Here is a 19,381-nt window from a genome sequence, read left to right as displayed (position 1 = left end):
CCCTGTCAGGAAGGAAGTCCCCGGACAGGACGTCCTGTCAGCTCATTCGTCGATGGTGTGCATGGCGGCCTCCTCGGCGCTCGCCGCCGCCCCGTCGACGCCCACGTCGTCGGCGTAGCCCTCGTCGCCCTCGTCGCGCAGCACCAGTCGCCCGGAGCGTTCCGTGCCGACCTCGTCGTCGTAGAGCTCGCCGTCGGTGTCGCTCGCGTCGCCGAGGCCGTCGGCGCGCTCGTCGTCGGGGTCCTCGGGGATCTCGTGGCGGATCCGCTCGGACAGCGGCTCGCCCTCGGCCTCCTCGTCCGGGGTCACGCCCCAGGCGTCGATCCCGCGGGTGGTCTCGTTCGGGACCCAGCCCGCGTCCAGCGGGTCCTCGGGATCGCGCTCCGGGCCGGACCCGTCGAGCAGGTCGGCGTCGTCGAGCTGCTCGAAGGTCGTGTCGTCGATCGAGTCCCGGTCGTCCTCGGGCATCTCGTCGGGGCTCTCGGGGAGGCCGGGGTCGGTCATCGTCGTCCTCTCGGGGGCGCTCGCAGGTGAACGTCGAAGGGCCGATCCTGCCCGCGGTGCCCGCGTCCGGTGCGACCAGGGCGATCAGGCCCGGCGGATCAGCCCGGCGCGACCTGCCACGGCGCGGGCCGGCGCAGCGCGACCAGCAGCGCCACCGCGACCACGGCCAGCAGGACGGGCGCCGGGAGCAGCGCCCACACGAGCGTGGTCCGGCCGACCAGGAGGGCCCCGACCAGCGCACCGAGGAACATCGTCACGACGGCGAGCACGCGGCGCGTCACCACCGGCCGACCCGCGGCGCGCACGTCGGCGGCGATCCCCGTCAGGGTCATCGTCAGGACGGTCGTCGTCAGGTCCGGGACCGCGAGTCGACGCACCACCGCGTTCTGCAGCCCCATGGTGAGGGCGAGCAGCGCGGCGACGGCGGAGGCGAGGGCGCTGCCCGGGGCACCGGACACTCCTGCGAGCAGGACGGCAGCGACGGCCATGAGCAGCACCTCGACGAGCACGGTGTCCCGCAGCAGGCGGCCGCGCGCCGCCCCGCTCCGCCCGATGACGGCGCCCCCGACGAGCGCGCCGACGAGGAATCCGGCCAGCGCGGCGAGCGAGGCGGCGAGCGCGAACCCGGGGGCGCCCGCGACGGCGAAGCCGAGGAACACCACGTTGCCGGTCATGTTCGCGACGAACACCCGGCCGAGTCCGAGGACGCTCACGGCGTCGACGAGCCCGGTCGCGGTCGTCATGACCAGGAGGAGGACGGGGAGGGGGCCGTGCACCGGGCCGCGGAGCAGGTTCCCGTCCCAGCGGGTCGTCGCCGGCACGGTCAGTGCAGCCGCTGGACCCAGTCGCCCGGCACCCGCGAGGCGGGCCCCGGGACCGTCTGGTCCTCGGGGTGGTGGCGCGGCACGGCGAGGTCGGGGCCCTCGGAGGCGGTCCCCGTGCGGTCGTCGTAGAACCAGTACTCACCGGGCTCGTAGCTGGTGAGGATCGGGTGCCCCGCGCTGCGGGCGTGCGCCGTCGCGTGCTGCGCGGGCGACGAGTCGCAGCAGCCGACGTGTCCGCAGGCCGCGCACCGCCGCAGGTGGAACCACCAGCCGCCGTCGTTCTCGCACTCCAGGCAGCCCGGTCCCGACGGTGCCGCGGCGGGGTCGATCTCGGAGGTCTCGGTCACGGCGACGATCCTGCACCCCGGACCGGGGCGCGGGTATCGGTCGTGCGACCGATCGTCGGGATGATCCGCACGAGCTGCGTCGTTCGACCGACGCGGGAGCGCCCGGCCGCTCCCTAGGGTGTCGGTCGGGCCGAGAGGAGCGGGCGATGGCGATCACACGAGGGTTCACCGGACGACGACGGCAGGCGGAGCGCGATCCGCGGCTGCCTCCGGGTCAGTACGACGTCGGGTCGTCCTGGCCGGTGCTGACGGCCGAGCCGACGGCCCGCATCGACGCCGAGCGCTGGACGCTCACGATCGACGGCCTCGTCGCGAACCCGTCGTCGTGGTCGCTGAAGGAGCTCAAGGCGCTGGGGACGGACGTCTACCGCGGCGACATCCACTGCGTGACGACGTGGTCGAAGCTCGACACCTCGTTCACCGGCATCAGCCTCGACACGCTGCTCGACCTCGCGCAGCCGCTGCCCGAGGCGACGTTCGTCGTCGAGGAGTCGACCACCCGCTACCGCACCAACCTCCCGCTCTCCGACGTGACCGGCGGGAAGGCGTGGATCGTCTGGGAGCACGAGGGGAAGCCGCTGACCCGCGAGCACGGCGGGCCGGTGCGGATGATCGTGCCCCACCTGTACTTCTGGAAGTCCGCCAAGTGGATCTCCAAGGTCACCCTCCTCGACCACGACGAGCCCGGGTTCTGGGAGCTCAACGGGTACCACCACCGCGGCGACCCGTGGACCGAGCAGCGCTTCGATGGCGACTGACGCCCAGCGCGCCGCGATCTGGCGCGACGCGCGGGTGGTGGACGTCCGTCACCACGGCGACATCGCGGTGATCCTGCGCCTCGAGGTCCCCGACCGCGTCGTCCACCGGCCCGGTCAGCACTACGTGCTGCGGCTGCGCGCGGAGGACGGCTACACCGCGAGCCGCTCCTACTCGACGGTGTCCGCCCCGTCCGACGACCTCGTCGAGCTGTACGTGGAGAAGGTTCCCGACGGCGAGGTGTCCGGCTTCGTCTCCGAGGTCGTCGAGCCGGGCGACGAGCTCGAGTGCCGTGGACCGATCGGGCGGTGGTTCGCCTGGGACGGCCGGACGCCGGCGCTGGGGATCGGCGGCGGGAGCGGGGTCGCGCCGCTCGTCTCGATGCTGCGGCACGCGCAGGAGACGGGGCACCCCGAGCTGCTCTCGCTCGCGGTGTCCGCGTGGACCGACGAGCACCTGCCCTACCGCGAGGAGCTCGAGGCCGCCGGGGCGCTGATCGCACGGTCGCGGCAGAAGGGCGGGTCGCGCCTCGACGCGGCGGTGATCGGGGCGATCGCCGACCCGGGCGCTACCGCGTTCGTGTGCGGATCGGCACGATTCACCCTCGCGATGGAGTCGTACCTGCAGGCGGCCGGGCAGCCCGACGCCAGCATCCGGGTCGAACGGTTCGGCCCGACGGGAGGGACGGAGGACGATGGCTGACCTCGATGTCGACGTCGTGGTGATCGGTGCCGGCCCGGTCGGCGAGAACGCCGCCGACCGCGCCCACCAGCAGGGACTCAGCGCGGCGATCGTCGAGGCCGGGCTCGTCGGCGGCGAGTGCTCGTACTACGCGTGCATCCCGTCGAAGGCGCTGCTCCGCCCGGTCGACCTCAAGGCCGCCGTGGACCGCATGCCGGGCGTGGCCTCGGGCCCGGTCGACGTCGCGAAGGTGCTCGAGCGCCGTGACCAGTTCGCCGCCGAGGACGACTCCTCGCAGGCCGACTGGCTCTCCGGCGCCGGCATCACGCTGCTGCGCGGGCGCGGCCGGCTGACCGGCGAGCGGGCCGTGGAGGTCACCCACGACGACGGGACGACGACCTCCGTGACCGCGCGGGCGGTCGTCGTCGCGACGGGGTCCGTGCCGACCTACCCACCGATTGACGGCATCGCCGACGTCGGTGCCTGGACGAACCGCGACGCGACACAGGTCAAGGACGTCCCGTCGTCGCTGCTGATCCTCGGCGGCGGCGTGGTCGGCGTCGAGATGGCGACCGCCTACCAGCGCCTCGGCGCGCAGGTGACCCTCGTCCAGCACGGCGAGCGCCTGGTGCCCGGCGTGGAGCCCGAGGCCGCGCGCCGGCTGCAGGCCTCGCTGGAGGCCGACGGGGTGGACGTGCGGCTCGGGACGTCGATGACGGCGGTCCGGCGCTCCGACGGCGCCGTCACCGCGACCCTCGACGACGGGTCCGAGGTGACCGGCGACGAACTGCTCGTCGCCGCGGGCCGGAAGCCGGCGACGTCCGACATAGGCCTGGAGACGGTCGGTCTGGAGCCGGGGAAGCCGCTACCGGCCGACGACACGACGACGGTGCTGGCCGACTGGCTCTACGCCGTCGGCGACGCCTCGACCGGCGCGAAGCTGACGCACATGGGCAAGTACCAGGCCCGCATCTGCGGCGACGTGATCGTGGCGCGGGCCCGGGGGCAGCAGCTCGGCGGCCGGTACTCGCACCACGCGACCACGGCCGAGCACACCGCCGTCCCGCAGGTGATCTTCACGGACCCGCAGATCGCGGCGGTCGGGTACACCGAGGACGCCGCACGGGCCGAGGGACTGCCGGTGCGGTCGGTGTCCTACGAGATCGGGAACGTCGCGGGCGGCTCGCTGCAGGCCGACGGCTACGACGGGTTCGCCACGATCGTCGTCGACACCGAGCGCGAGGTGATCGTCGGCGCGACCTTCGTCGGGCAGGACGTCGCCGACATGGTCCATGCGGCGACGATCGCGGTCGTCGGGGAGGTGCCCCTGTCACGCCTGTGGCACGCGGTCCCGTCGTTCCCGACGATGTCGGAGGTGTGGCTGCGGCTCCTGGAGACCTACGGACTCTGAGGATCAGTTGCTGATCGCGGGAGCCGCGCCGACGTACTCGGTGCTCGTCAGCTGATCGACGAGGAACCGGGCCACGTCGGCGCGGGCCATCTCGACGCCGATCGGGTCGACACCCAGGAAGCCCGCACGGACCGGGTTGCCGCCCGGCACGTCGATCGGGGCGAACATCCGGGCGACCGTCCAGTCGAGGTCGGAGGTCGAGACGACCTCGTGGATGCCCTGCACCTCGGCGAGCGCCCCCGGGATGAGCAGCCCGATCCCGATCGGCACGAGGCGGTCGAACAGCCGCGGCCGGTCGCGCGGGTCGGGGACGCTGACCGTCGCGAGGGACACCAGCCGGCGCACCCCGGCCGCGTGCATCGCCTTGACGATCGTCCGCGTGCCCTCGGTGAGCGGGCCGCTCGCGACGAGCGGGTCGATCGGCGGGCCGTAGGCCGTGATCACCGCGTCCGCGTCCTCGGTCGCGCGTGCCACCGCGTCGGCGTCGGAGAGCTCCGCGGAGACCACGTCGACGGCGTACTCGAGGTCCCCGAGCTTCTCGGGGGAGCGGACGAACGCCGTCACCTCGTGCTCGTCCGCGAGCAGGTGGTGCAGGACGAAGCGACCGACCCCGCCGGTCGCGCCGAACACGGTGACCTTCATGACGACGGGGTGGCTCCCCCGGTGCCGTCCCAATCGTCCCGTGTCAGGCGGCACACCCGAGGTAGAGGTGGTTCAGCACCGACGGGCCCGGCATCGCGGCGTGCTCCAGCGACTCGATGACGAACCCGGCCGCGGACACCCGCCGGTCGATCGCGCGCTCCAGGTGGCAGCCCGCGAACACCCGCTGCTGCACACCCGTGAGGCGGTGCTGCCACCGCTGCACCCGCTCGTCCGGGGCGAGGCCGTGGTCGAGGAACAGGAACCGCCCGTCCGGCCGCAGCACCCGCCGCGCCTCGTGCAGTGCCGCGTCGAGGTCCGGGATCGTGCACAGCGTGAAGGTGCTGACGACGGTGTCCACCGCCTCGTCGGGCAGCTCCAGCGACGCTCCGTCCAGTCCCACCCACTCCAGCGACGGCCCCGTCCGCCGCCGGGCCAGCCGCCGTGCCGTCGTCGACGGCTCCACCCCCAGCACCTTCACGACGGCGGGTGGCATCAGCGGGAGGTTCGGGGCGGACCCGGCGCCGAGGTCCAGCACGACGCCCCGGGCCGGCGCGAGCGCCCGCCGTCGCAGCCGGGTCACCGGCTCCCGCCCCAGTGCCAGGTCGGTGACCCGCGGGACCACCTGCTCCGACCACATGCCCACGCCGCGACCCTAGCCACGCAGGGCCGGGAGCACCTCCTTCTCGTAGGCCGCGAAGAAGCCGTCCTTGTCCGGCCCGATCTGCTGGACGTACACCTCGTCGTAGCCGGCGTCGGCGTAGGAGCGCAGCTGGGAGACGTGCTCGTCGACGTCCGACCCGCACGCGAACAGGCCGGGCACCTCATCGCGGGAGAGCAGCTGCGCGGTGTCCTCGAAGTCCGACGGGCGGGGGAGGGTCTGGGCGAGCTGGCCCGGGAAGGCGTCGTTCGGCCACATCCGGTGCGCGTGGTCGATCATCGCCTCGCGGTCGTCGCCCCAGCAGACCTTGGTGCCGCCCTGGGTCGGCCCCGTCCCGCCCGCGTCCCGGTAGGTCCGCAGCAGCGACGCGTCCGGCGCGACCCCGCAGTACCCGTCGCCGATACGCGCCGCGAGCTCGGTGGCCTGCTCGCCGAACCCGGAGACGTAGATCGGGACCGGGTTCTCGGGGAGCGTGTAGATGCGCGCGTCGGTGACCCGGTAGTGCTTCCCGCGGTGGTTCACCACGCCGCCCTCGTGCATCCGTCGGATCAGCCCGATCGCCTCCTCGAGCATCTCCAGCCGCTCGCCGATCGGCGGCCACGGGTCCCCGAGCACGTGCTCGTTGAGCGCCTCGCCGGAGCCGACGCCGAACACGAACCGGCCCTCGAGCTGCACGGCCGCGGTGGCCGTGGCCTGGGCGAGGATCGCCGGGTGGATGCGCATGATCGGCGCGGTCACCGCGGTCGTCACCAGCAGCGACGTCACCTGCGACAGCGCGCCGAGGACGCCCCACACGAAGGGACTCTGGCCCTGGGCGTCGTTCCACGGGTGGAAGTGGTCGGAGATCCACAGGCGCTCGAAGCCGGCCGCCTCGGCCCGCCGGGCCTGGTCGATCAGCTCGTGCGGCCCGTACTGCTCGCAGGACAGGAAGTAGCCGTAGGAGGTCATGGGCCGAGCTACCCACCAGGACGACGTGTGCACGCGCCGCGCGTCGGGCACCTGCGCCCATGGCTGCCTCCACCACCCGTTCCCGCCTCGACGCCGTGCTGAACGGACAGTCGTTCCCGGCCGACCGCGACACGCTCGTGGTGGCCGCCGAGCAGGCCGGTGACGAGCAGACGGTCCGCGCGATCCGCGCGATCCCGCCGGTCGAGTACGGCAGCGCGTCCGAGGTCGTCGCCTCCGTGTCGCTCACCGAGAACGACCACCCCGCCGAGCGCGGCGACACCGACGACGGCACGGGTCGCCCCGCGAACTGACCGGCAGACTGGCGCGGTGCTGCTCGACTCCACCGCGTACGCCCTGACCCACCGCCTCGCCGTCGAGCAGTCCCGCGGGCGCGCCCCGTCGATGGCGGGCGCGGTGCTGCGCGGCCGGGAGATCGTCTGGACCGGCGCCCGCGGCGAGGTGGACGGCGCCCCGCCCACCGACGACACGCAGTACCGCATCGGTTCGATCACCAAGACCGTGGTCGCGATCCTGGTCATGCGGCTGCGCGACGAGGGCCGGCTGGACCTCGACGACCGGCTCGGCGACCACCTCACCGACACGCCGGTACCGGACGCGACGATCGCGCAGCTCCTCGCACACTCCTCCGGGCTCCCGTCGGAGACCGGTGCGCCGTGGTGGGAGCGCTCCGACGGGGCGGTCCGCCCCGACCTCTGCAGTCTCGTCGCCGAACCGCCGCTGCGGGCGCCCGGCCGGCGGCACCACTACTCCAACGTCGGGTTCGGGCTGCTCGGCGCGCTCGTCGGGCGGATGCGTGGCCACGACTGGTTCACCGCGGCCACGCGTGAGGTCCTCGAGCCGCTCGGCATGACCCGCACGACGTACGCACCGACCGCTCCGCACGCGCAGGGGTGGGCCGTCCACCCCTGGGCCGACCTCCTGCACCCCGAGCCCGCGCACGACGCCGGGTTGATGGCCCCGGCGGGCCAGCTCTGGTCGACGACGACCGACCTCGCCCGCTTCGGCGACCTCCTGCTCCACGGCGACGACCGGGTCCTGTCCGCGGCGTCGGTCGAGGAGATGCGTCGGCCGTCGGCGCCCTCGGAGGCCGGCGATGCCGACCACTCCCAGGGGCTCGGCCTGCAGCTGCTGCGCCACGGCGGCCGCGCGCTGGCCGGGCACACCGGGTCGATGCCGGGCTTCGTCGCGACGCTGTGGGTCGACCCCGCCGAGGACCTCGCGGCGGTCGCGTTCGCCAACGCCACCTCCGGCCCGGCGATCGGTGCCTGCGTCGGCGACCTGATCGGCATCGTCGCCGAGCGCGAGCCCCGACTGCCCGAGCCGTGGCGACCGGCCGTCGTGAACGCCGAGGTCAGGGAGCTCCTCGGCCCCTGGTACTGGGGCGCGTCGCCGGTCGCCCTGCGCCTCCGCGGTGCCGACGAGCTGACGATCGGCGGGCTCGGCGGCGGCGCGCGGACCTCGCGGTTCCGGCCCGGCCCGGACGGCACCTGGCTCGGCCTCGACGGCTACTACGCGGGGGAGACGCTGCGGGCCGTGCGCCGCGACGACGGGTCGCTGAGCCACCTCGACCTCGGCAGCTTCGTCTTCACCCGCGAGCCCTACGCGCCGGGCGACGTGATCCCCGGAGGCGTTCCCGACGACGGGTGGGGCTGACCCCGGCCGGGCGAAGCGATGCGTGGGCGGCGTGTCGCGTGGGAACGCTCCGGGCGAACCCAACCGCGTCCCGGGGGGAGACACCGTGGGTGCACGACATCGCCGAGCCCGGAACTCGATGGGCCTGCGTTCGACGGCCGTGGTCGCCGCAGCCGTGGCCGTGCCCGCCGTCGTCGCACAGCCCGCCGTCGCCGGGCCGGCCACCGGACCGGACCGCTCGACGCCGTGCGCGGCCTCGGCCGACGTCTGCGTCGACCTGAGCCGGCACCGCGCGTGGCTGCTCGACGACGGGACGGTGACCGAGGGGCCGGTGCCCGTCACGACCGGCTCGCGCCGGAACCCGACGCCGACCGGCACGTTCCACGTCCAGCGCAAGGACCGCGACCACGTCAGCAAGGAGGTCCGCAACGCCGCGATGCCGTGGTCGGTGTTCTTCGACGACCAGGGTCGCGCCCTGCACGGCGGCAGCCTGAGCCGCGCGTCGGCGGGGTGCATCCACCTCGACGACGAGGACGCGCGGACCTTCTTCGACGCGCTCCACCCGGGCGACGAGGTGCAGATCGTCGAGTAGACCGATGAGTCCGGCCGGCGTCGGCGGTCCTACCCACATGATCGACCTGACGTCCGCGTGCCGGTCCACCGGTGCGCTCATCGCGACCCTCGACGACGCCGACCTGACGCGGCCCACGCCGTGCGCGGAGTACGACGTCGCCGGCCTCCTCGTCCACCTCGACCTGGTCGCCGGGGGCGGCGTCGAGGACACCGACCGTGCGGACCCCCGGGTCGGGGTGCCGGTCGCGCTGGAACGCCTCGCGGTCGCCTGGCGCGACCCGGCGGCCTGGCGGGGCTCGACCACGGCCGGCGTCGACCTGCCGAACGCGACGTGGGGGCGGATCGCGTTGACCGAGGTCGTCGTCCACGGGTGGGACCTCGCACAGGCCACCGGGCGGACGATCACCTTCGACGACGCCACGCTCCGGGCGACCCTCGAGCACGTCCTCGACTTCGTCCCGCGTGCTCCGCTGCCGCAGCTGTGGGGTACTCCGACGGCCCTGTCCGACGACGCACCGCTGCTCGACCGGGTCGTCGCGGCGACGGGTCGGCGGGTCGACGCGATGTGACCCGCTACCGTCCCCGGCGTGGCGGAGCTGCTGATCGCCCGGAACCCGGACCCGGACTCGACGCTCCCCTACCTGCTCCGGGTCCCGACGGCGGGTGGGCTCGTCTTCCGGACGTCCGGCACGTGGCCGCGGACGAAGGCACTGTTCTGCTACCCGGTCGACCTCGCCGACTGGCCCGCGGAGCCGGAGATCGTGGAGCGGGTGCCGCTCGTGTCGTGCGGCCGGAACGGAGCGGCGATCGACGTCATCGCCGATCGACGCACCGAGCGCCGGTCCCAGATCGTGCACACCCGGGCGCGTGGGCGGGAGATGGTGTTCTGGCAGTCGCCGAACACCCGCAAGCAGGCCCGGCCCCAGGTCCGCACGCCGACGGCCCGGGCGGCCGGGACCGACGGCGAGCTGGAGATCGTGGTCGACTCGCACGAGCGCTACGCCTACCGGTTCGCCGGCCAGCAGGTGCGGGTCCGCAAGCAGGCGCTGAGCTGCGGGGACTACGGCGTCGTGGTCGAGGGCCGGGTCGTCGCGGCCGTCGAACGCAAGTCGCTGTCCGACCTCGTCTCGAGCCTGACGAACTCCACGCTCCGGCACGCCGTGGCCGAGCTCGCCACCCTGCCGCGGGCCGCCGTCGTCGTGGAGGAGCGGTACTCGCGGGTGTTCGCCCTGGAGTACGTCCGACCCGCGGTCGTCGCGGACGGGATCGCCGAGCTGGCCGTGCGCTACCCGACCGTGCCGATCATCTTCACCGAGACCCGCGGTCTGGCCGAGGAGTGGACGTACCGCTTCCTGGCCGCCGCCTCGACGTGGGCGCAGGACGAGGCCGTGATCGGCGCGCGCATCCCGGGTGCGGAGTCCGCGCTCGACGCCGCCCGCACGGCGCCGGAGCCCACGACCGCACAGGTCCGCGCCTGGGCGCGCGACGCAGGCCTGGACGTGCCGGACCGCGGCCGGCTCCGCCCGGAGATCTGGGAGCGGTACCGGGCCGCGCACTAGGGTCCGCGCCATGCCGGTCCGCCGCCTGGATCACGTCACGATCGTCGCCGCCGACCTGGACGCGATGGTCGCGTTCTTCGTCGACCTCGGGCTCGAGGTGGTGCAGGAGAAGGCCACGATCGACGGTGAGTGGGCCGCCCGCGTCGTCGGGGTCGACGGGGCGCGCTCCGAGGTCGTCATGGTGCAGACCCCGGACGGCCACAGCCGCCTCGAGCTCCAGCACTACATGCACCCGCCGGCCACGGGCGGGATCGGGCACGCACCGTCGAACACCCTCGGGATCACGAACGTCGCCTTCGAGGTCGACGACGTCCACGGGATGGTCGCGCGTCTCGCCGACTAGGGGTACGGCCTGGTCGGCCACCTCGAGAACTACGCCGACGTCTACGAGCTCTGCTACGTCCGCGGGCCGGAGGGGATCATCGTGATGCTCGCCGAGCGGATCGGCTGAGGCTCACGCGCCCGTGACCGCCTCGACCCGACCCTCACCGGCCCGGGCGAGGCGGAGATCCGTGGTCAGCACCACGGCGTCGAGCTGCTCGGAGAGCTCGACGTAGAGCGCGTCGAGGAGGCGGAGCCGCCCACGCCGTTGCCACGCACCGGGCAGGAGCCCCGGCACCGGATGCTCGGTCACGGGCATCTCCGCGAGGCGGCGCAGGGCGAGAGCGACCTCGTCCTCCCGCAACGTCCCGGCCCGCTCGAGGCGTCCGAGTGCCGACAGCACCTCCGCGGCGAAGTGCGCGGGCACGTGCATGACGGTGCCGCGCAGCCGACGGGCGGTGGAGACCGCCAGCGGCGTCCCGGCGAGGAGTTCGACCGCGACCGAGGCGTCGACGACCACCGTCTCCGAGGCGGCAGGACCAGCGGCGCCGGTCTGCTCCGGGATGCTCACCCGTCGGACTCGCCGAACTCGTCGCGGGCCCGGTCGAGAGCGCTGAGGGCCTCCGACGAATCGACCCTCGATGCGCCGGACTGCTTCAACCCGTCCAGCCACCGGTCCGTCGCGCGCTTGGCCAGCTCGGCGCGGAGTGCGTCCTGGGTCAACGCGGAGACGTTGAGCCCGCCCTCCCGCGCGCGGGCGGCGAGCTCGTCAGGAACCCAGACGTTCAGCCGCGCCATACACACACGATACACACTAGAAGCGGTCCGGGTCGGCCCGTTCCCAGTCCTCGACCCAGCTCACCGGCGGCTCGGCCAGCAGCTGACCGGGCGCGAGCCACTCGTAGAGCTCCGCGTAGGACCGGGTGTCGGTGGGGGAGACCCGGCGACGCAGCATCCGCGGGTGGAGCTCGGAGGGGCAGCGTGCCCCGAGCGAGGCCATCATCCGGGTCGCCTCGGCGACGGTCGCCCGCTGGTAGCGGTGGACCCGGTGCAGCTTGTCCTCGACGACGAGCGCCCGCGCGCGTTTCGGGTCCTGGGTGGCGACGCCGACCGGGCAGTGGTTGGTGTGGCAGCGCTGGGCCTGGATGCAGCCGGTCGCCATCATCATCGCGCGCGCCGCGTTGGTGTAGTCCGCACCCTGGATCACGCGCTTGACGATGTCGGTGCCGCTCGCGACCTTGCCCGCCGCCCCGACCCGTACCCGGTCCCGCAACCCGGCTCCGACCAGCACGTTGTGCACCGCGATCAGGCCCTCGGTCAGCGGCGTCCCGACATGGTCGGAGTACTCCAGCGGCGCCGCGCCGGTCCCTCCCTCCGCGCCGTCGACGACGATGAAGTCCGGCGCCGTGCCCTCGTCGAGCACGGCCTTCACGACGGCGAGCAGGTCGACCCGCGTGCCCACGCACAGCTTGAACCCCGCGGGCTTGCCGCCCGCGAGTTCCCGCATCCGCGCGACGAATCGCACCAGTTCACGCGGCGTCGAGAAGGCGGAGTGCCGGGACGGGCTGGTCACCGTCTCGCCCACCGGCACCCCTCGCGCCTCGGCGATCTCCGGCGTGACCTTGGCGCCCGGCAGCACCCCGCCGATCCCGGGCTTCGCGCCCTGCGAGAGCTTCACCGACACGCACTTCACCGCGTCGTGGGAGGCCTTGTCGGCGAACTGGACCGCGTCGAACCCGCCGTCGGGACGACGGGCCCCGAAGTACCCGCTGCCGAGTTCCCAGATCAGGTCCCCGCCGCGCTCGAGGTGGTAGCGGGCGAGCCCGCCCTCCCCGGTGTCCTGGGCGAACCCGCCGAGCGCCGCCCCGCCGTTCATCGCCAGTACCGCGTTCGCCGAGAGCGACCCGAAGCTCATCGCGGACACGTTGAGCAGGGCCATGTCGTAGGGCTGCGTGCAGTCCGGGCCGCCGACGCGCACGGTGTGCGGCCGGTCCGGCTCGTCGGCCGGGCACGCCGAGTGCACGAGGTACTCGTAGCCGACGGCGTTCACGTCGAGCTCGGTCCCGAACGGCTTCTCCGCGAGGACGCCCTTGCCGCGCTGGTAGACGAGCGAGCGGGTGTCGCGGTCGAAGGGCCGGCCGTCGACGTTGCGCTCGATGAAGTACTGCTGCAGCTCCGGGCGGATCGTCTCCATGAGGAACCGCAGGTGCCCGATCACCGGGTAGTTGCGCGGATCGAGTGCCGGGTCTGCAGCACGTCGACGATGCCCAGCACCAGCAGCAGGGCGAGGACCCCGAGCAGTACCCACCACGCCGCGGAGCCGACCGCCGCCGCGAGGACCGTCAGGGCCCCGAGCACCACCAGCAGGCCCAGGATGAGGAACGCCAGCACGCGAGCACGGTAGGACCGGTACCGCGGGTCCCGCGCGGCGAGACCTCCTCCCACCGCAGGCGCTCCGCCACGCCGGAGCAGCCCTCACACGATGCGGTGAACGAGCTAACGGAGAGCACCGTTCGGCCTATTGACAGGCCAGCGCGGCGGATCGCCGAGCGTCGTCCCTCCTCCTGCTCGAAAGGTCTCCCGCCGTGGCCCAGCACCCCTCCGCCGCCTCCCGAGGGCAGCGTCGCTTCATCGCGCTCATCGTCGCCGCCGGCCTCGTCGGCGCGGTCTTCATGTCGCTGGCGATGACGAACACCCTGTCGGCGTTCGTCGCCTCCATCACCAACAGCAACGACACCGCGGCCACCGGCTCGCTCGTCCTGCAGGAGACCGGGGCGACCGGCACCGCCGCCTGCAACAGCACCGACGGCGCGGGCGGGATCAGCGACAACGCCTACGCCACCTGCACGACGTTCAACAAGTACGGCGGCAGCACGACGATGATCCCGTCGAACGCGACCGGCACCACGAACACCGTCACGACCACCGTGAACTTCAAGAACACCGGCACGGTCGCGGCGAGCGCGTTCACGATGGCCTTCGGCGCCTGCACCCAGTCGAACAACGGCGCCGCGAACGGGTCGGCCACGGACTTCTGCTCGAAGCTGCACGTCAAGGTCGTCAGCGGCGCCACCGTGGTCCAGGCCGACACCACCGCCGCCGCTCTCGCGAACACCACGGTGACCCTGCCCGCGGCACTGATCCCGGCGGTCAACTCCGGTTCGACCGTGCCGTTCACCTTCACGACCTACATCGACAGCTCGGCAGGCAACACCTACCAGGGTCTGCAGGCCTCGCAGCCGATCACCTGGTCCCTGTCCTCCTGATCCCCGCCGTCCGGCGACCGACCTCGGAGAGGAGTTCCCGCCATGCGCCTCGGGGGGCGTGCGGTGGCGCTGCTCGCAGCGCTCGTGGTGGTCGCCGGGCTGATCGGCGTGGGGTCGTGGTTCGCGACCGGGGGCCGGTGGCAGGTGGTCTCCACCCCGTCGATGGGCACGGCGGCGCCGGTGGGCACGCTCGTGCTCACCCGCCCCGCGCCCTCGGTGGCGGTCGGCGACGTCGTGACCTACCGCCCGCCGGTGGCGAACCACCCGCTGACCGTCACCCACCGCGTCGTCGCCGTCGCACCGGACGGGAGCTTCCGCACCCGCGGCGACATCAACGGCGCCGAGGACCCCTGGACGGCGCGCCCCTCCGACCTCGTGGGCGTCGCCGTCGTCGTCGCCCCGGGCCTGGGGTGGTTGCTCGAGGCGCTCCCTCTGCTGGTCAGCGGCGGTCTGCTGCTGTGGTGGGTGACGCGGCTGTGGGTGCCGCGCCGGTGGGGGGTGCCGCTGCGGGTGCTCGGGTTCTCCGGGCTGATCGCGGCCGCGACCACGGTGCTGAAGCCGTTCGTCGGCGTCGTGACCCTCGCGACCACCTCCGACGCGGCCGGCTCGCACATCACCCTCGTCTCGACCGGGCTGCTCCCGATCCGGGTCACCGCCGCGACCGGCGGGGAGCTCGACCTCGTCGACGGCCAGGTCGGCGTGCTCACCACCCAGGTGCCGGAGGGCGAGAAGGGCACCGTGATCACCAGCGGCGTGCACATGCCGTGGTGGCTGTGGGTCCTCATGGTGGCGTTCTGGCTGACCCCGATGCTCTACGGCCTGCTCGCTGCGTGGCGGCACCCCCTGGTGGTCGACGACGGGCCCGACGACGGCCCCGACGACCCGCCCACGACGCCGATCCCCGTGGTCGCGGCCCCGCGGTCGTACCGGCCCCCGCTGGTGGGCACCACCGTCGTCGCCGGCCTCGTCGTCGCGCTCACCCTCGTCACGGCCACCACCACCGCGTCCTTCACGGCGCGGGTGACCAACTCGGCGAACACGGCCGCCTCCGCGGCCTACTTCACCTGCACGTCCGCGTTCACCGACGGGAGCGCCGACTTCCAGGTCTGGCCCCTCGACGACGCGACCGTCACGTCCGGTGCCACTGCTCGGGACGCCTCCGGCAACGGTCGCACCGGCACCTACACCGGGGGCTTCACGACGACGACGGCCAAGCCCTGCCCGCGCGACACCCCGGCCCGCGCGGTGACGCTGGCCCCGACCGCGACCACCCCGTCGTACGTCACCCCGAGCGCGGTCCTCGCCACCGCGGCCCGCAACACCTTCTCGGTCGCCGTCTGGTTCCGCACCACCACGACGACGGGCGGGCGCATGCTCGGCTTCAGCACCGCCCGCACCGGCGCGTCCCTGAGCACCGACCGCCACCTCTACATGACCGACGCCGGCCGGGTCGTCTTCGGCGCCCAGCCCGCCCTGAACACCCCGATGACCGTCACGAGCACGAAGGCCTACAACGACGGGGCCTGGCACCTCGCGGTCGCCACGCTCTCGCCGGCGGGGATGACGTTGTCGCTCGACGGGGCCCAGGTCGCGGCCAACTCCGCCGTGACCTCCGGGTCGCTGCAGCTCGGGGGCTACTGGCGTGCGGGCTGGGACACCCTCGCGGGCTGGCCGTCCCGACCCACCACCGACTACTGGGCCGGGAGCCTCTACGACGCCGCCGTCTACACCGACGCCCTGCCCGCCGCGCGGATCGCGGCGATGTACGCGGCCGGTACCTAGAAGTCCTGTGTGGTGTCCACGGTCGACGACGAGTCCGACCCGGTGATGCGGGTGAGGTGCACCCGCCGGCTCAACCGGATCAACGGGCGGATCAGGAGCTCGAACGAGCCGGCGACGAAGCACCAGGTGCCCGCGTAGGTCGTCGCCTCGGAGAAGAACAGGAAGCTCCCGACGAGGAACCACAGCGCCACGAGGATGTCGTTGAGGATCGAGACGACCTCGTAGCGCCGTCGGATCACCAGCTCGTCGTGGCCGATGTGGATCGTGATGGGACCCGGACCCGTCGTCATGGCGTCATCCCCGTCCGAGGTAGGGCATCGTCGTCGCCATCACGGTGAGGAACGGGACGTTCGCGTCGAGCGGCAGCCCGACCATGTAGCGCACCGCATCAGCGACGTGCTCGGCGTCGAAGGTCGGCTCCACCATCCGCTCGCCGTTCGGCTGCACGATCCCCTCGCGCATCCGGGCGGTCATGTCGGTCGCGGCGTTGCCGACGTCGAACTGCCCGCACGCGATCCCGAAGGGCCGGCCGTCCAGGGCGATCGAGCGGGTCAGGCCGGTGATGCCGTGCTTGGTCGCGGTGTACGCGATCCCGCCCGGGCGGCCCACGTGTGCCGCGATCGACCCGTTGTTGACGATGCGGCCACCCTGCGGGTCCTGGGCGCGCATGATCCCGAACGCCTCCCGCGCGCAGAGGAACGAGCCGGTGAGGTTCACCCCGACCGTCGACTCCCAGCCCGCCACGTCCACCTCGTCGGGAGGCCCGACCGGCCCCGTCATACCGGCGTTGTTGACGAGCAGGTCCAGGCGGCCCCAGGCGTCCAGCACCGCCCGGAAGAGCCCGGAGACCGCCAGGGCGTCGGCGACGTCGGTGGGGACCACGAGCGCGTGCTCCCGGCCCTCGACCGTCTCGACCAGCGCCTCCTCCCGTCGCCCGGCGAGGGCGACCCGCCACCCGTCGTCGAGCAGGGCCCGCGTGATGACCCGCCCGAGACCGGAGCCGGCCCCGGTGACGACGGCGATCCCGGGCTCGGTGTGGCTGACCATGGCGCCACCCTGGCACGGGGTCGCGATTCTTCAATCCGGACGACGGGTCGCGGGGCCAGCATCGGTCGCATGCGCAGCACCGGCACCTTCGAGGTCGCCTCGTTCGAACCCGTCGACGTCACCCTCGCCCCGGCGATCGAGACCGCCCTGCCGATCGGCCTGGCGCGGATGGAGAAGACCTACACGGGCGGGGTGACCGGGCGGTCCGCGACGCTGTTCACCGCGGCGTACGGCGGCGAGGTCGGGACCTACCTCGCGATGGAGGCGTTCGAGGGCTCCCTCGACGGGCGCTCGGGCACGTTCGCGTACGTGCACTCGGCCGCGACGTCGGGGGCCGACCGCAGCGACGAGTTCTTCCACGTCGTCGCGGGCAGCGGGACCGGCGAGCTCACGGGGATCCGGGGCGGCGGCTCCCTCGGGGTGGACGCCGACGGCACGCACCGCATCGCCTTCGACTACGAGCTGGACTGAACGCATCACCCGATCGAGTGGCGGTCGTAACGACGGTGCTGCCGTACCGATCCAGACGGTGAACGGCCGGGAGGTGCCCGGCCAGGTCGTCGGGGGATGATCGTGATGCCGCGCTGCCGCTGTGGAGCCTCGCTGGTGCCGGACCTGCACTTCTGCGTGAGCTGTGGCGCGCGGCAGCCGATGGCCCCGCGCGTGCCCGCGATGGCGGGCGCCGGCCGCCCGGCACCTCTGGCTCCTGCGCCGACGCCCGCGCCCGTGTTCCGCCCGGCGCCTCCGATGCGTCCGATGCCGGTCTCCATGGCGGCCGGGATGGCGCCGGTGGCCCCGCTGCCGCGCCGCTCGAACGCCCCGTGGATCGTCGCCGGGATCGCCGTGGCCGTCGCCCTGCTGCTCGTCGCGATCGGGGTCCTCGCGACCCTGCGCCCCGCGGCGACCACCACCGTCGCCGTCCCGACCCCCGTCGCGGCGCCGACCGTGACCGTCGGGGTCCCAGTGGCGTCGGAGACCTCGAGCGGGTCGTCGTCCCCCTCGTACGACTCCGGGTCCGCGGCCGCCGCGACCCTGCAGGGCTACGTGGAGGCGGACCGGTCGACGGTGAACGGCCTCGTCGGGACGTGGGTCCCGCAGCTCTCCGCCAAGCACGACGGCACCGTCGCCGACGGCATCACCTACGACGACGACGCGATCCTGTCCCACTTCTCGTCGCTGGCCGCCCGCTACCCGTCGGCGGCCCTGCTGTGGTCCGGCGACTGGCCGGTCTTCCAGGGCGACGACTACTGGGTCGTCGTGTACCCGCAGTCCTTCGCGACGGCGGACGCGGCCAACGCCTGGTGCGACGCCCAGGGCTTCGCCGCCGACGACTGCCTCGCGAAGAAGCTCTCGCACACCGGTGGCCCGTCCGGCACCACCGTGCCCCGGTCCTGACGACGCGGACGGCTCCGAATCACCGATCTCCTGACGATGGCGACCTGCACGCATGCCGTGCGAGCAGGGCGCCATCGTCGATGCATGGCTGACGCACGAATCGCGTCGCCCCACGACCCCGGATCACCCGTCAGCAGATGAATGGCGACCTGCACGCGTCCAGTGCCAGTGGGGAGCCATCGTCGACGCGGGAGCGGGGCGGCACGACGAACGAGCACCCTGGGCGATCCGACCGCGACGTCGACGACCGCACGTGCTCGTTGATCATCGCCGGACACACCACGACGCCGGCCCTCCCCGGGAGGAGGACCGGCGTCGAGGTGGTGCGGAGGCCTAGAAGGTGAAGCCGCTGAGGATGGCGGCGGAGCCGTCCTTCTTCGCGTCCTTCTTCTCGCCGTCCTTCTTGGCGTGCTTGCCCTCGGACTTCTCGTCCGACTTCTTGTCGGCGGACTTCTTCGCGGCGTCCGACGACTTCGTGGTCGGCGTCGCCTGAGCGGGCGACGCCTGCGCCGGGGCCGCCGGGGCGGAGCCGAGCAGGGAGCCCACGAGACCCGGCTCCGGCGCGGGCTGCGCGGCGGGCTGCGCGGCCGCGGGCTGCGCAGCCGCGGGCTGCGCGGTGGCGGGCTGCGCGGTGGCAGCGGGCTGCGCCGCGGTGGGCTGCGCGGTGGCCGGCTGCGCGGTGGCGGGCTGAGCGGTGGTCGCGGGCTGGGCGGCGGTCGGCTGCGCGGCAGCGGGCTGAGCAGCGGCCGGCTGCGCAGCAGCGGGCTGAGCGGCCGCCGGTGCAGCGGCGGGCGCGGGCTGCGCGGCGGGCGCCGGAGCGGCGAACGCCGTGGCCGGGGACGCCGCGGCGGCCACGAGCACGCCGATCGACAGCGCGCGGGCGCGGGGGGAGAGGGACACGGACGGACCTCCAGCAGAGTCGTGCGGGGAGCGGACGGCGCGTTGGAGGTCACGCCGTCGGATGCAGACCCTCAACGAGCGGAGGCGCCGCGGGTTCGCCCCGTGGCGGCAACT

General features: G+C 73.6%; 26 protein-coding genes. 13 read left to right on the top strand and 13 right to left on the bottom strand.

Annotation, left to right across the window (positions count from 1 at the left end):
- Positions 1-42: 42 nt before the first annotated feature.
- The 3 genes from QRT03_RS00505 to QRT03_RS00495 form a co-directional block, all read right to left on the bottom strand.
- Positions 43-504, bottom strand: coding sequence for a DUF5709 domain-containing protein (locus QRT03_RS00505; protein WP_286050464.1), 462 nt, complete (start codon positions 502-504; stop codon positions 43-45).
- Positions 505-602: 98 nt separating this feature from the next.
- Positions 603-1,325: a YoaK family protein gene (locus QRT03_RS00500; RefSeq protein WP_286050463.1), complete on the bottom strand. Its 723-nt coding sequence runs from the start codon at positions 1,323-1,325 to the stop codon at positions 603-605.
- A gap of 2 nt (positions 1,326-1,327) precedes the next feature.
- The gene (locus QRT03_RS00495; RefSeq protein WP_286050462.1) at positions 1,328-1,675 is read right to left on the bottom strand and encodes a UBP-type zinc finger domain-containing protein; all 348 of its coding nucleotides are present in this window, start codon (positions 1,673-1,675) and stop codon (positions 1,328-1,330) included.
- Between the two features lie 146 nt (positions 1,676-1,821).
- Here QRT03_RS00495 and QRT03_RS00490 point away from each other — a divergent pair, with 146 nt between their 5' ends.
- The 3 genes from QRT03_RS00490 to QRT03_RS00480 are packed head-to-tail and all read left to right on the top strand — an operon-like array spanning position 1,822 to position 4,523.
- The gene (locus tag QRT03_RS00490) at positions 1,822-2,433 is read left to right on the top strand and encodes a sulfite oxidase-like oxidoreductase (RefSeq protein WP_286050460.1); all 612 of its coding nucleotides are present in this window, start codon (positions 1,822-1,824) and stop codon (positions 2,431-2,433) included.
- Entirely contained in the window at positions 2,423-3,133 is a 711-nt protein-coding gene (locus tag QRT03_RS00485) for an FAD-binding oxidoreductase (protein ID WP_286050459.1), read from the top strand. The genes QRT03_RS00490 and QRT03_RS00485 overlap by 11 nt, the downstream gene beginning before the upstream one ends.
- A complete protein-coding gene (locus QRT03_RS00480; protein WP_286050458.1) occupies positions 3,126-4,523 on the top strand; it encodes a dihydrolipoyl dehydrogenase family protein in 1,398 nt (465 codons plus the stop codon). The genes QRT03_RS00485 and QRT03_RS00480 overlap by 8 nt, the downstream gene beginning before the upstream one ends.
- A gap of 3 nt (positions 4,524-4,526) precedes the next feature.
- Here QRT03_RS00480 and QRT03_RS00475 read toward each other — a convergent pair whose 3' ends face one another.
- The 3 genes from QRT03_RS00475 to QRT03_RS00465 are packed head-to-tail and all read right to left on the bottom strand — an operon-like array spanning position 4,527 to position 6,771.
- On the bottom strand, positions 4,527-5,165 hold the full coding sequence (locus QRT03_RS00475) for an NAD(P)-dependent oxidoreductase (protein ID WP_286050457.1): 639 nt from the start codon (positions 5,163-5,165) through the stop codon (positions 4,527-4,529).
- Between the two features lie 43 nt (positions 5,166-5,208).
- Entirely contained in the window at positions 5,209-5,802 is a 594-nt protein-coding gene (locus tag QRT03_RS00470) for a class I SAM-dependent methyltransferase (RefSeq protein ID WP_286052007.1), read from the bottom strand.
- Positions 5,803-5,817: 15 nt separating this feature from the next.
- Positions 5,818-6,771, bottom strand: a complete 954-nt coding sequence (locus QRT03_RS00465; protein ID WP_286050456.1) for a TIGR03557 family F420-dependent LLM class oxidoreductase — start codon at positions 6,769-6,771, stop codon at positions 5,818-5,820.
- A gap of 59 nt (positions 6,772-6,830) precedes the next feature.
- Here QRT03_RS00465 and QRT03_RS00460 point away from each other — a divergent pair, with 59 nt between their 5' ends.
- The 6 genes from QRT03_RS00460 (at position 6,831) to QRT03_RS00435 (ending at position 10,899) form a co-directional block, all read left to right on the top strand.
- Entirely contained in the window at positions 6,831-7,082 is a 252-nt protein-coding gene (locus QRT03_RS00460) for a DUF2795 domain-containing protein (protein ID WP_286050455.1), read from the top strand.
- Positions 7,083-7,101: 19 nt separating this feature from the next.
- The gene (locus QRT03_RS00455) at positions 7,102-8,445 is read left to right on the top strand and encodes a serine hydrolase domain-containing protein (RefSeq protein ID WP_286052006.1); all 1,344 of its coding nucleotides are present in this window, start codon (positions 7,102-7,104) and stop codon (positions 8,443-8,445) included.
- An 85-nt stretch (positions 8,446-8,530) separates the two neighbouring features.
- Positions 8,531-9,016, top strand: coding sequence for a L,D-transpeptidase (locus QRT03_RS00450; protein ID WP_286050454.1), 486 nt, complete (start codon positions 8,531-8,533; stop codon positions 9,014-9,016).
- Between the two features lie 37 nt (positions 9,017-9,053).
- On the top strand, positions 9,054-9,566 hold the full coding sequence (locus QRT03_RS00445) for a TIGR03086 family metal-binding protein (protein ID WP_286050453.1): 513 nt from the start codon (positions 9,054-9,056) through the stop codon (positions 9,564-9,566).
- An 18-nt stretch (positions 9,567-9,584) separates the two neighbouring features.
- Positions 9,585-10,556, top strand: a complete 972-nt coding sequence (locus QRT03_RS00440) for an ERCC4 domain-containing protein (protein ID WP_286050452.1) — start codon at positions 9,585-9,587, stop codon at positions 10,554-10,556.
- Positions 10,557-10,566: 10 nt separating this feature from the next.
- Positions 10,567-10,899, top strand: coding sequence for a VOC family protein (locus QRT03_RS00435; RefSeq protein WP_286050451.1), 333 nt, complete (start codon positions 10,567-10,569; stop codon positions 10,897-10,899).
- 111 nt (positions 10,900-11,010) lie between these two features.
- Here the strand turns inward: QRT03_RS00435 and QRT03_RS00430 are convergent, their stop codons facing one another.
- From QRT03_RS00430 to QRT03_RS00415, 4 genes are read right to left on the bottom strand one after another with little or no spacing between them, the layout of a single operon-like run.
- Positions 11,011-11,448: a type II toxin-antitoxin system VapC family toxin gene (locus tag QRT03_RS00430; protein ID WP_286050450.1), complete on the bottom strand. Its 438-nt coding sequence runs from the start codon at positions 11,446-11,448 to the stop codon at positions 11,011-11,013.
- Positions 11,445-11,675, bottom strand: coding sequence for a type II toxin-antitoxin system CcdA family antitoxin (locus QRT03_RS00425; protein ID WP_286050449.1), 231 nt, complete (start codon positions 11,673-11,675; stop codon positions 11,445-11,447). Before QRT03_RS00425 ends, QRT03_RS00430 begins: the two co-directional genes overlap by 4 nt.
- Positions 11,676-11,691: 16 nt before the next feature.
- The gene (locus QRT03_RS00420; RefSeq protein ID WP_286050448.1) at positions 11,692-13,095 is read right to left on the bottom strand and encodes an FMN-binding glutamate synthase family protein; all 1,404 of its coding nucleotides are present in this window, start codon (positions 13,093-13,095) and stop codon (positions 11,692-11,694) included.
- Positions 13,092-13,268 (bottom strand): hypothetical protein, encoded by a 177-nt coding sequence (locus QRT03_RS00415; protein WP_286050447.1) that lies wholly within the window; start codon positions 13,266-13,268, stop codon positions 13,092-13,094. The genes QRT03_RS00420 and QRT03_RS00415 overlap by 4 nt, the downstream gene beginning before the upstream one ends.
- Before the next feature lie 194 nt (positions 13,269-13,462).
- Here QRT03_RS00415 and QRT03_RS00410 point away from each other — a divergent pair, with 194 nt between their 5' ends.
- Complete coding sequence (locus QRT03_RS00410; protein ID WP_286050445.1) at positions 13,463-14,143, top strand: hypothetical protein; 681 nt, start codon at positions 13,463-13,465, stop codon at positions 14,141-14,143.
- A gap of 42 nt (positions 14,144-14,185) precedes the next feature.
- Positions 14,186-15,925 (top strand): LamG-like jellyroll fold domain-containing protein, encoded by a 1,740-nt coding sequence (locus QRT03_RS00405; RefSeq protein WP_286050444.1) that lies wholly within the window; start codon positions 14,186-14,188, stop codon positions 15,923-15,925.
- Here the strand turns inward: QRT03_RS00405 and QRT03_RS00400 are convergent.
- Both QRT03_RS00400 and QRT03_RS00395 read right to left on the bottom strand, forming a co-directional pair.
- Positions 15,922-16,215: a YrhK family protein gene (locus tag QRT03_RS00400; protein WP_286050442.1), complete on the bottom strand. Its 294-nt coding sequence runs from the start codon at positions 16,213-16,215 to the stop codon at positions 15,922-15,924. The genes QRT03_RS00405 and QRT03_RS00400 overlap by 4 nt on opposite strands.
- A 4-nt stretch (positions 16,216-16,219) precedes the next feature.
- Complete coding sequence (locus QRT03_RS00395) at positions 16,220-16,972, bottom strand: SDR family oxidoreductase (RefSeq protein WP_286050440.1); 753 nt, start codon at positions 16,970-16,972, stop codon at positions 16,220-16,222.
- Positions 16,973-17,041: 69 nt separating this feature from the next.
- On the opposite strand from QRT03_RS00395, the gene QRT03_RS00390 reads away from it, so the two are divergent.
- Together QRT03_RS00390 and QRT03_RS00385 are read left to right on the top strand one after the other, a co-directional pair.
- The gene (locus QRT03_RS00390) at positions 17,042-17,443 is read left to right on the top strand and encodes a DUF3224 domain-containing protein (protein ID WP_286050439.1); all 402 of its coding nucleotides are present in this window, start codon (positions 17,042-17,044) and stop codon (positions 17,441-17,443) included.
- 285 nt (positions 17,444-17,728) lie between these two features.
- A complete protein-coding gene (locus QRT03_RS00385; protein ID WP_286050438.1) occupies positions 17,729-18,367 on the top strand; it encodes a zinc ribbon domain-containing protein in 639 nt (212 codons plus the stop codon).
- A gap of 333 nt (positions 18,368-18,700) precedes the next feature.
- Here QRT03_RS00385 and QRT03_RS00380 read toward each other — a convergent pair whose 3' ends face one another.
- Positions 18,701-19,267: a hypothetical protein gene (locus QRT03_RS00380; protein WP_286050437.1), complete on the bottom strand. Its 567-nt coding sequence runs from the start codon at positions 19,265-19,267 to the stop codon at positions 18,701-18,703.
- Positions 19,268-19,381 lie beyond the last annotated feature (114 nt).

Origin of the sequence: Actinomycetospora termitidis, from assembly GCF_030286555.1 — a bacterium.
GTDB classification, from domain to species: Bacteria; Actinomycetota; Actinomycetes; order Mycobacteriales; family Pseudonocardiaceae; genus Actinomycetospora; species Actinomycetospora termitidis.
Note: the sequence above shows the minus strand (reverse complement) of the source record. Positions and strands in the feature narration are given on the sequence as shown.

Bases quoted from the DNA above. Each gene is read 5' to 3' on its own strand.
- QRT03_RS00460 (WP_286050455.1), top strand. From the start codon at position 6,831: ATGGCTGCCTCCACCACCCGTTCCCGCCTCGACGCCGTGCTGAACGGA.
- QRT03_RS00490 (WP_286050460.1), top strand. From the start codon at position 1,822: ATGGCGATCACACGAGGGTTCACCGGACGACGACGGCAGGCGGAGCGC.
- QRT03_RS00395 (WP_286050440.1), bottom strand. From the start codon at position 16,972: ATGGTCAGCCACACCGAGCCCGGGATCGCCGTCGTCACCGGGGCCGGC.
- QRT03_RS00470 (WP_286052007.1), bottom strand. From the start codon at position 5,802: ATGTGGTCGGAGCAGGTGGTCCCGCGGGTCACCGACCTGGCACTGGGG.
- QRT03_RS00400 (WP_286050442.1), bottom strand. From the start codon at position 16,215: ATGACGACGGGTCCGGGTCCCATCACGATCCACATCGGCCACGACGAG.
- QRT03_RS00465 (WP_286050456.1), bottom strand. From the start codon at position 6,771: ATGACCTCCTACGGCTACTTCCTGTCCTGCGAGCAGTACGGGCCGCAC.
- QRT03_RS00390 (WP_286050439.1), top strand. From the start codon at position 17,042: ATGCGCAGCACCGGCACCTTCGAGGTCGCCTCGTTCGAACCCGTCGAC.
- QRT03_RS00485 (WP_286050459.1), top strand. From the start codon at position 2,423: ATGGCGACTGACGCCCAGCGCGCCGCGATCTGGCGCGACGCGCGGGTG.
- QRT03_RS00445 (WP_286050453.1), top strand. From the start codon at position 9,054: ATGATCGACCTGACGTCCGCGTGCCGGTCCACCGGTGCGCTCATCGCG.
- QRT03_RS00405 (WP_286050444.1), top strand. From the start codon at position 14,186: ATGCGCCTCGGGGGGCGTGCGGTGGCGCTGCTCGCAGCGCTCGTGGTG.
- QRT03_RS00480 (WP_286050458.1), top strand. From the start codon at position 3,126: ATGGCTGACCTCGATGTCGACGTCGTGGTGATCGGTGCCGGCCCGGTC.
- QRT03_RS00505 (WP_286050464.1), bottom strand. From the start codon at position 504: ATGACCGACCCCGGCCTCCCCGAGAGCCCCGACGAGATGCCCGAGGAC.
- QRT03_RS00425 (WP_286050449.1), bottom strand. From the start codon at position 11,675: ATGGCGCGGCTGAACGTCTGGGTTCCTGACGAGCTCGCCGCCCGCGCG.
- QRT03_RS00435 (WP_286050451.1), top strand. From the start codon at position 10,567: ATGCCGGTCCGCCGCCTGGATCACGTCACGATCGTCGCCGCCGACCTG.
- QRT03_RS00385 (WP_286050438.1), top strand. From the start codon at position 17,729: ATGCCGGTCTCCATGGCGGCCGGGATGGCGCCGGTGGCCCCGCTGCCG.
- QRT03_RS00475 (WP_286050457.1), bottom strand. From the start codon at position 5,165: ATGAAGGTCACCGTGTTCGGCGCGACCGGCGGGGTCGGTCGCTTCGTC.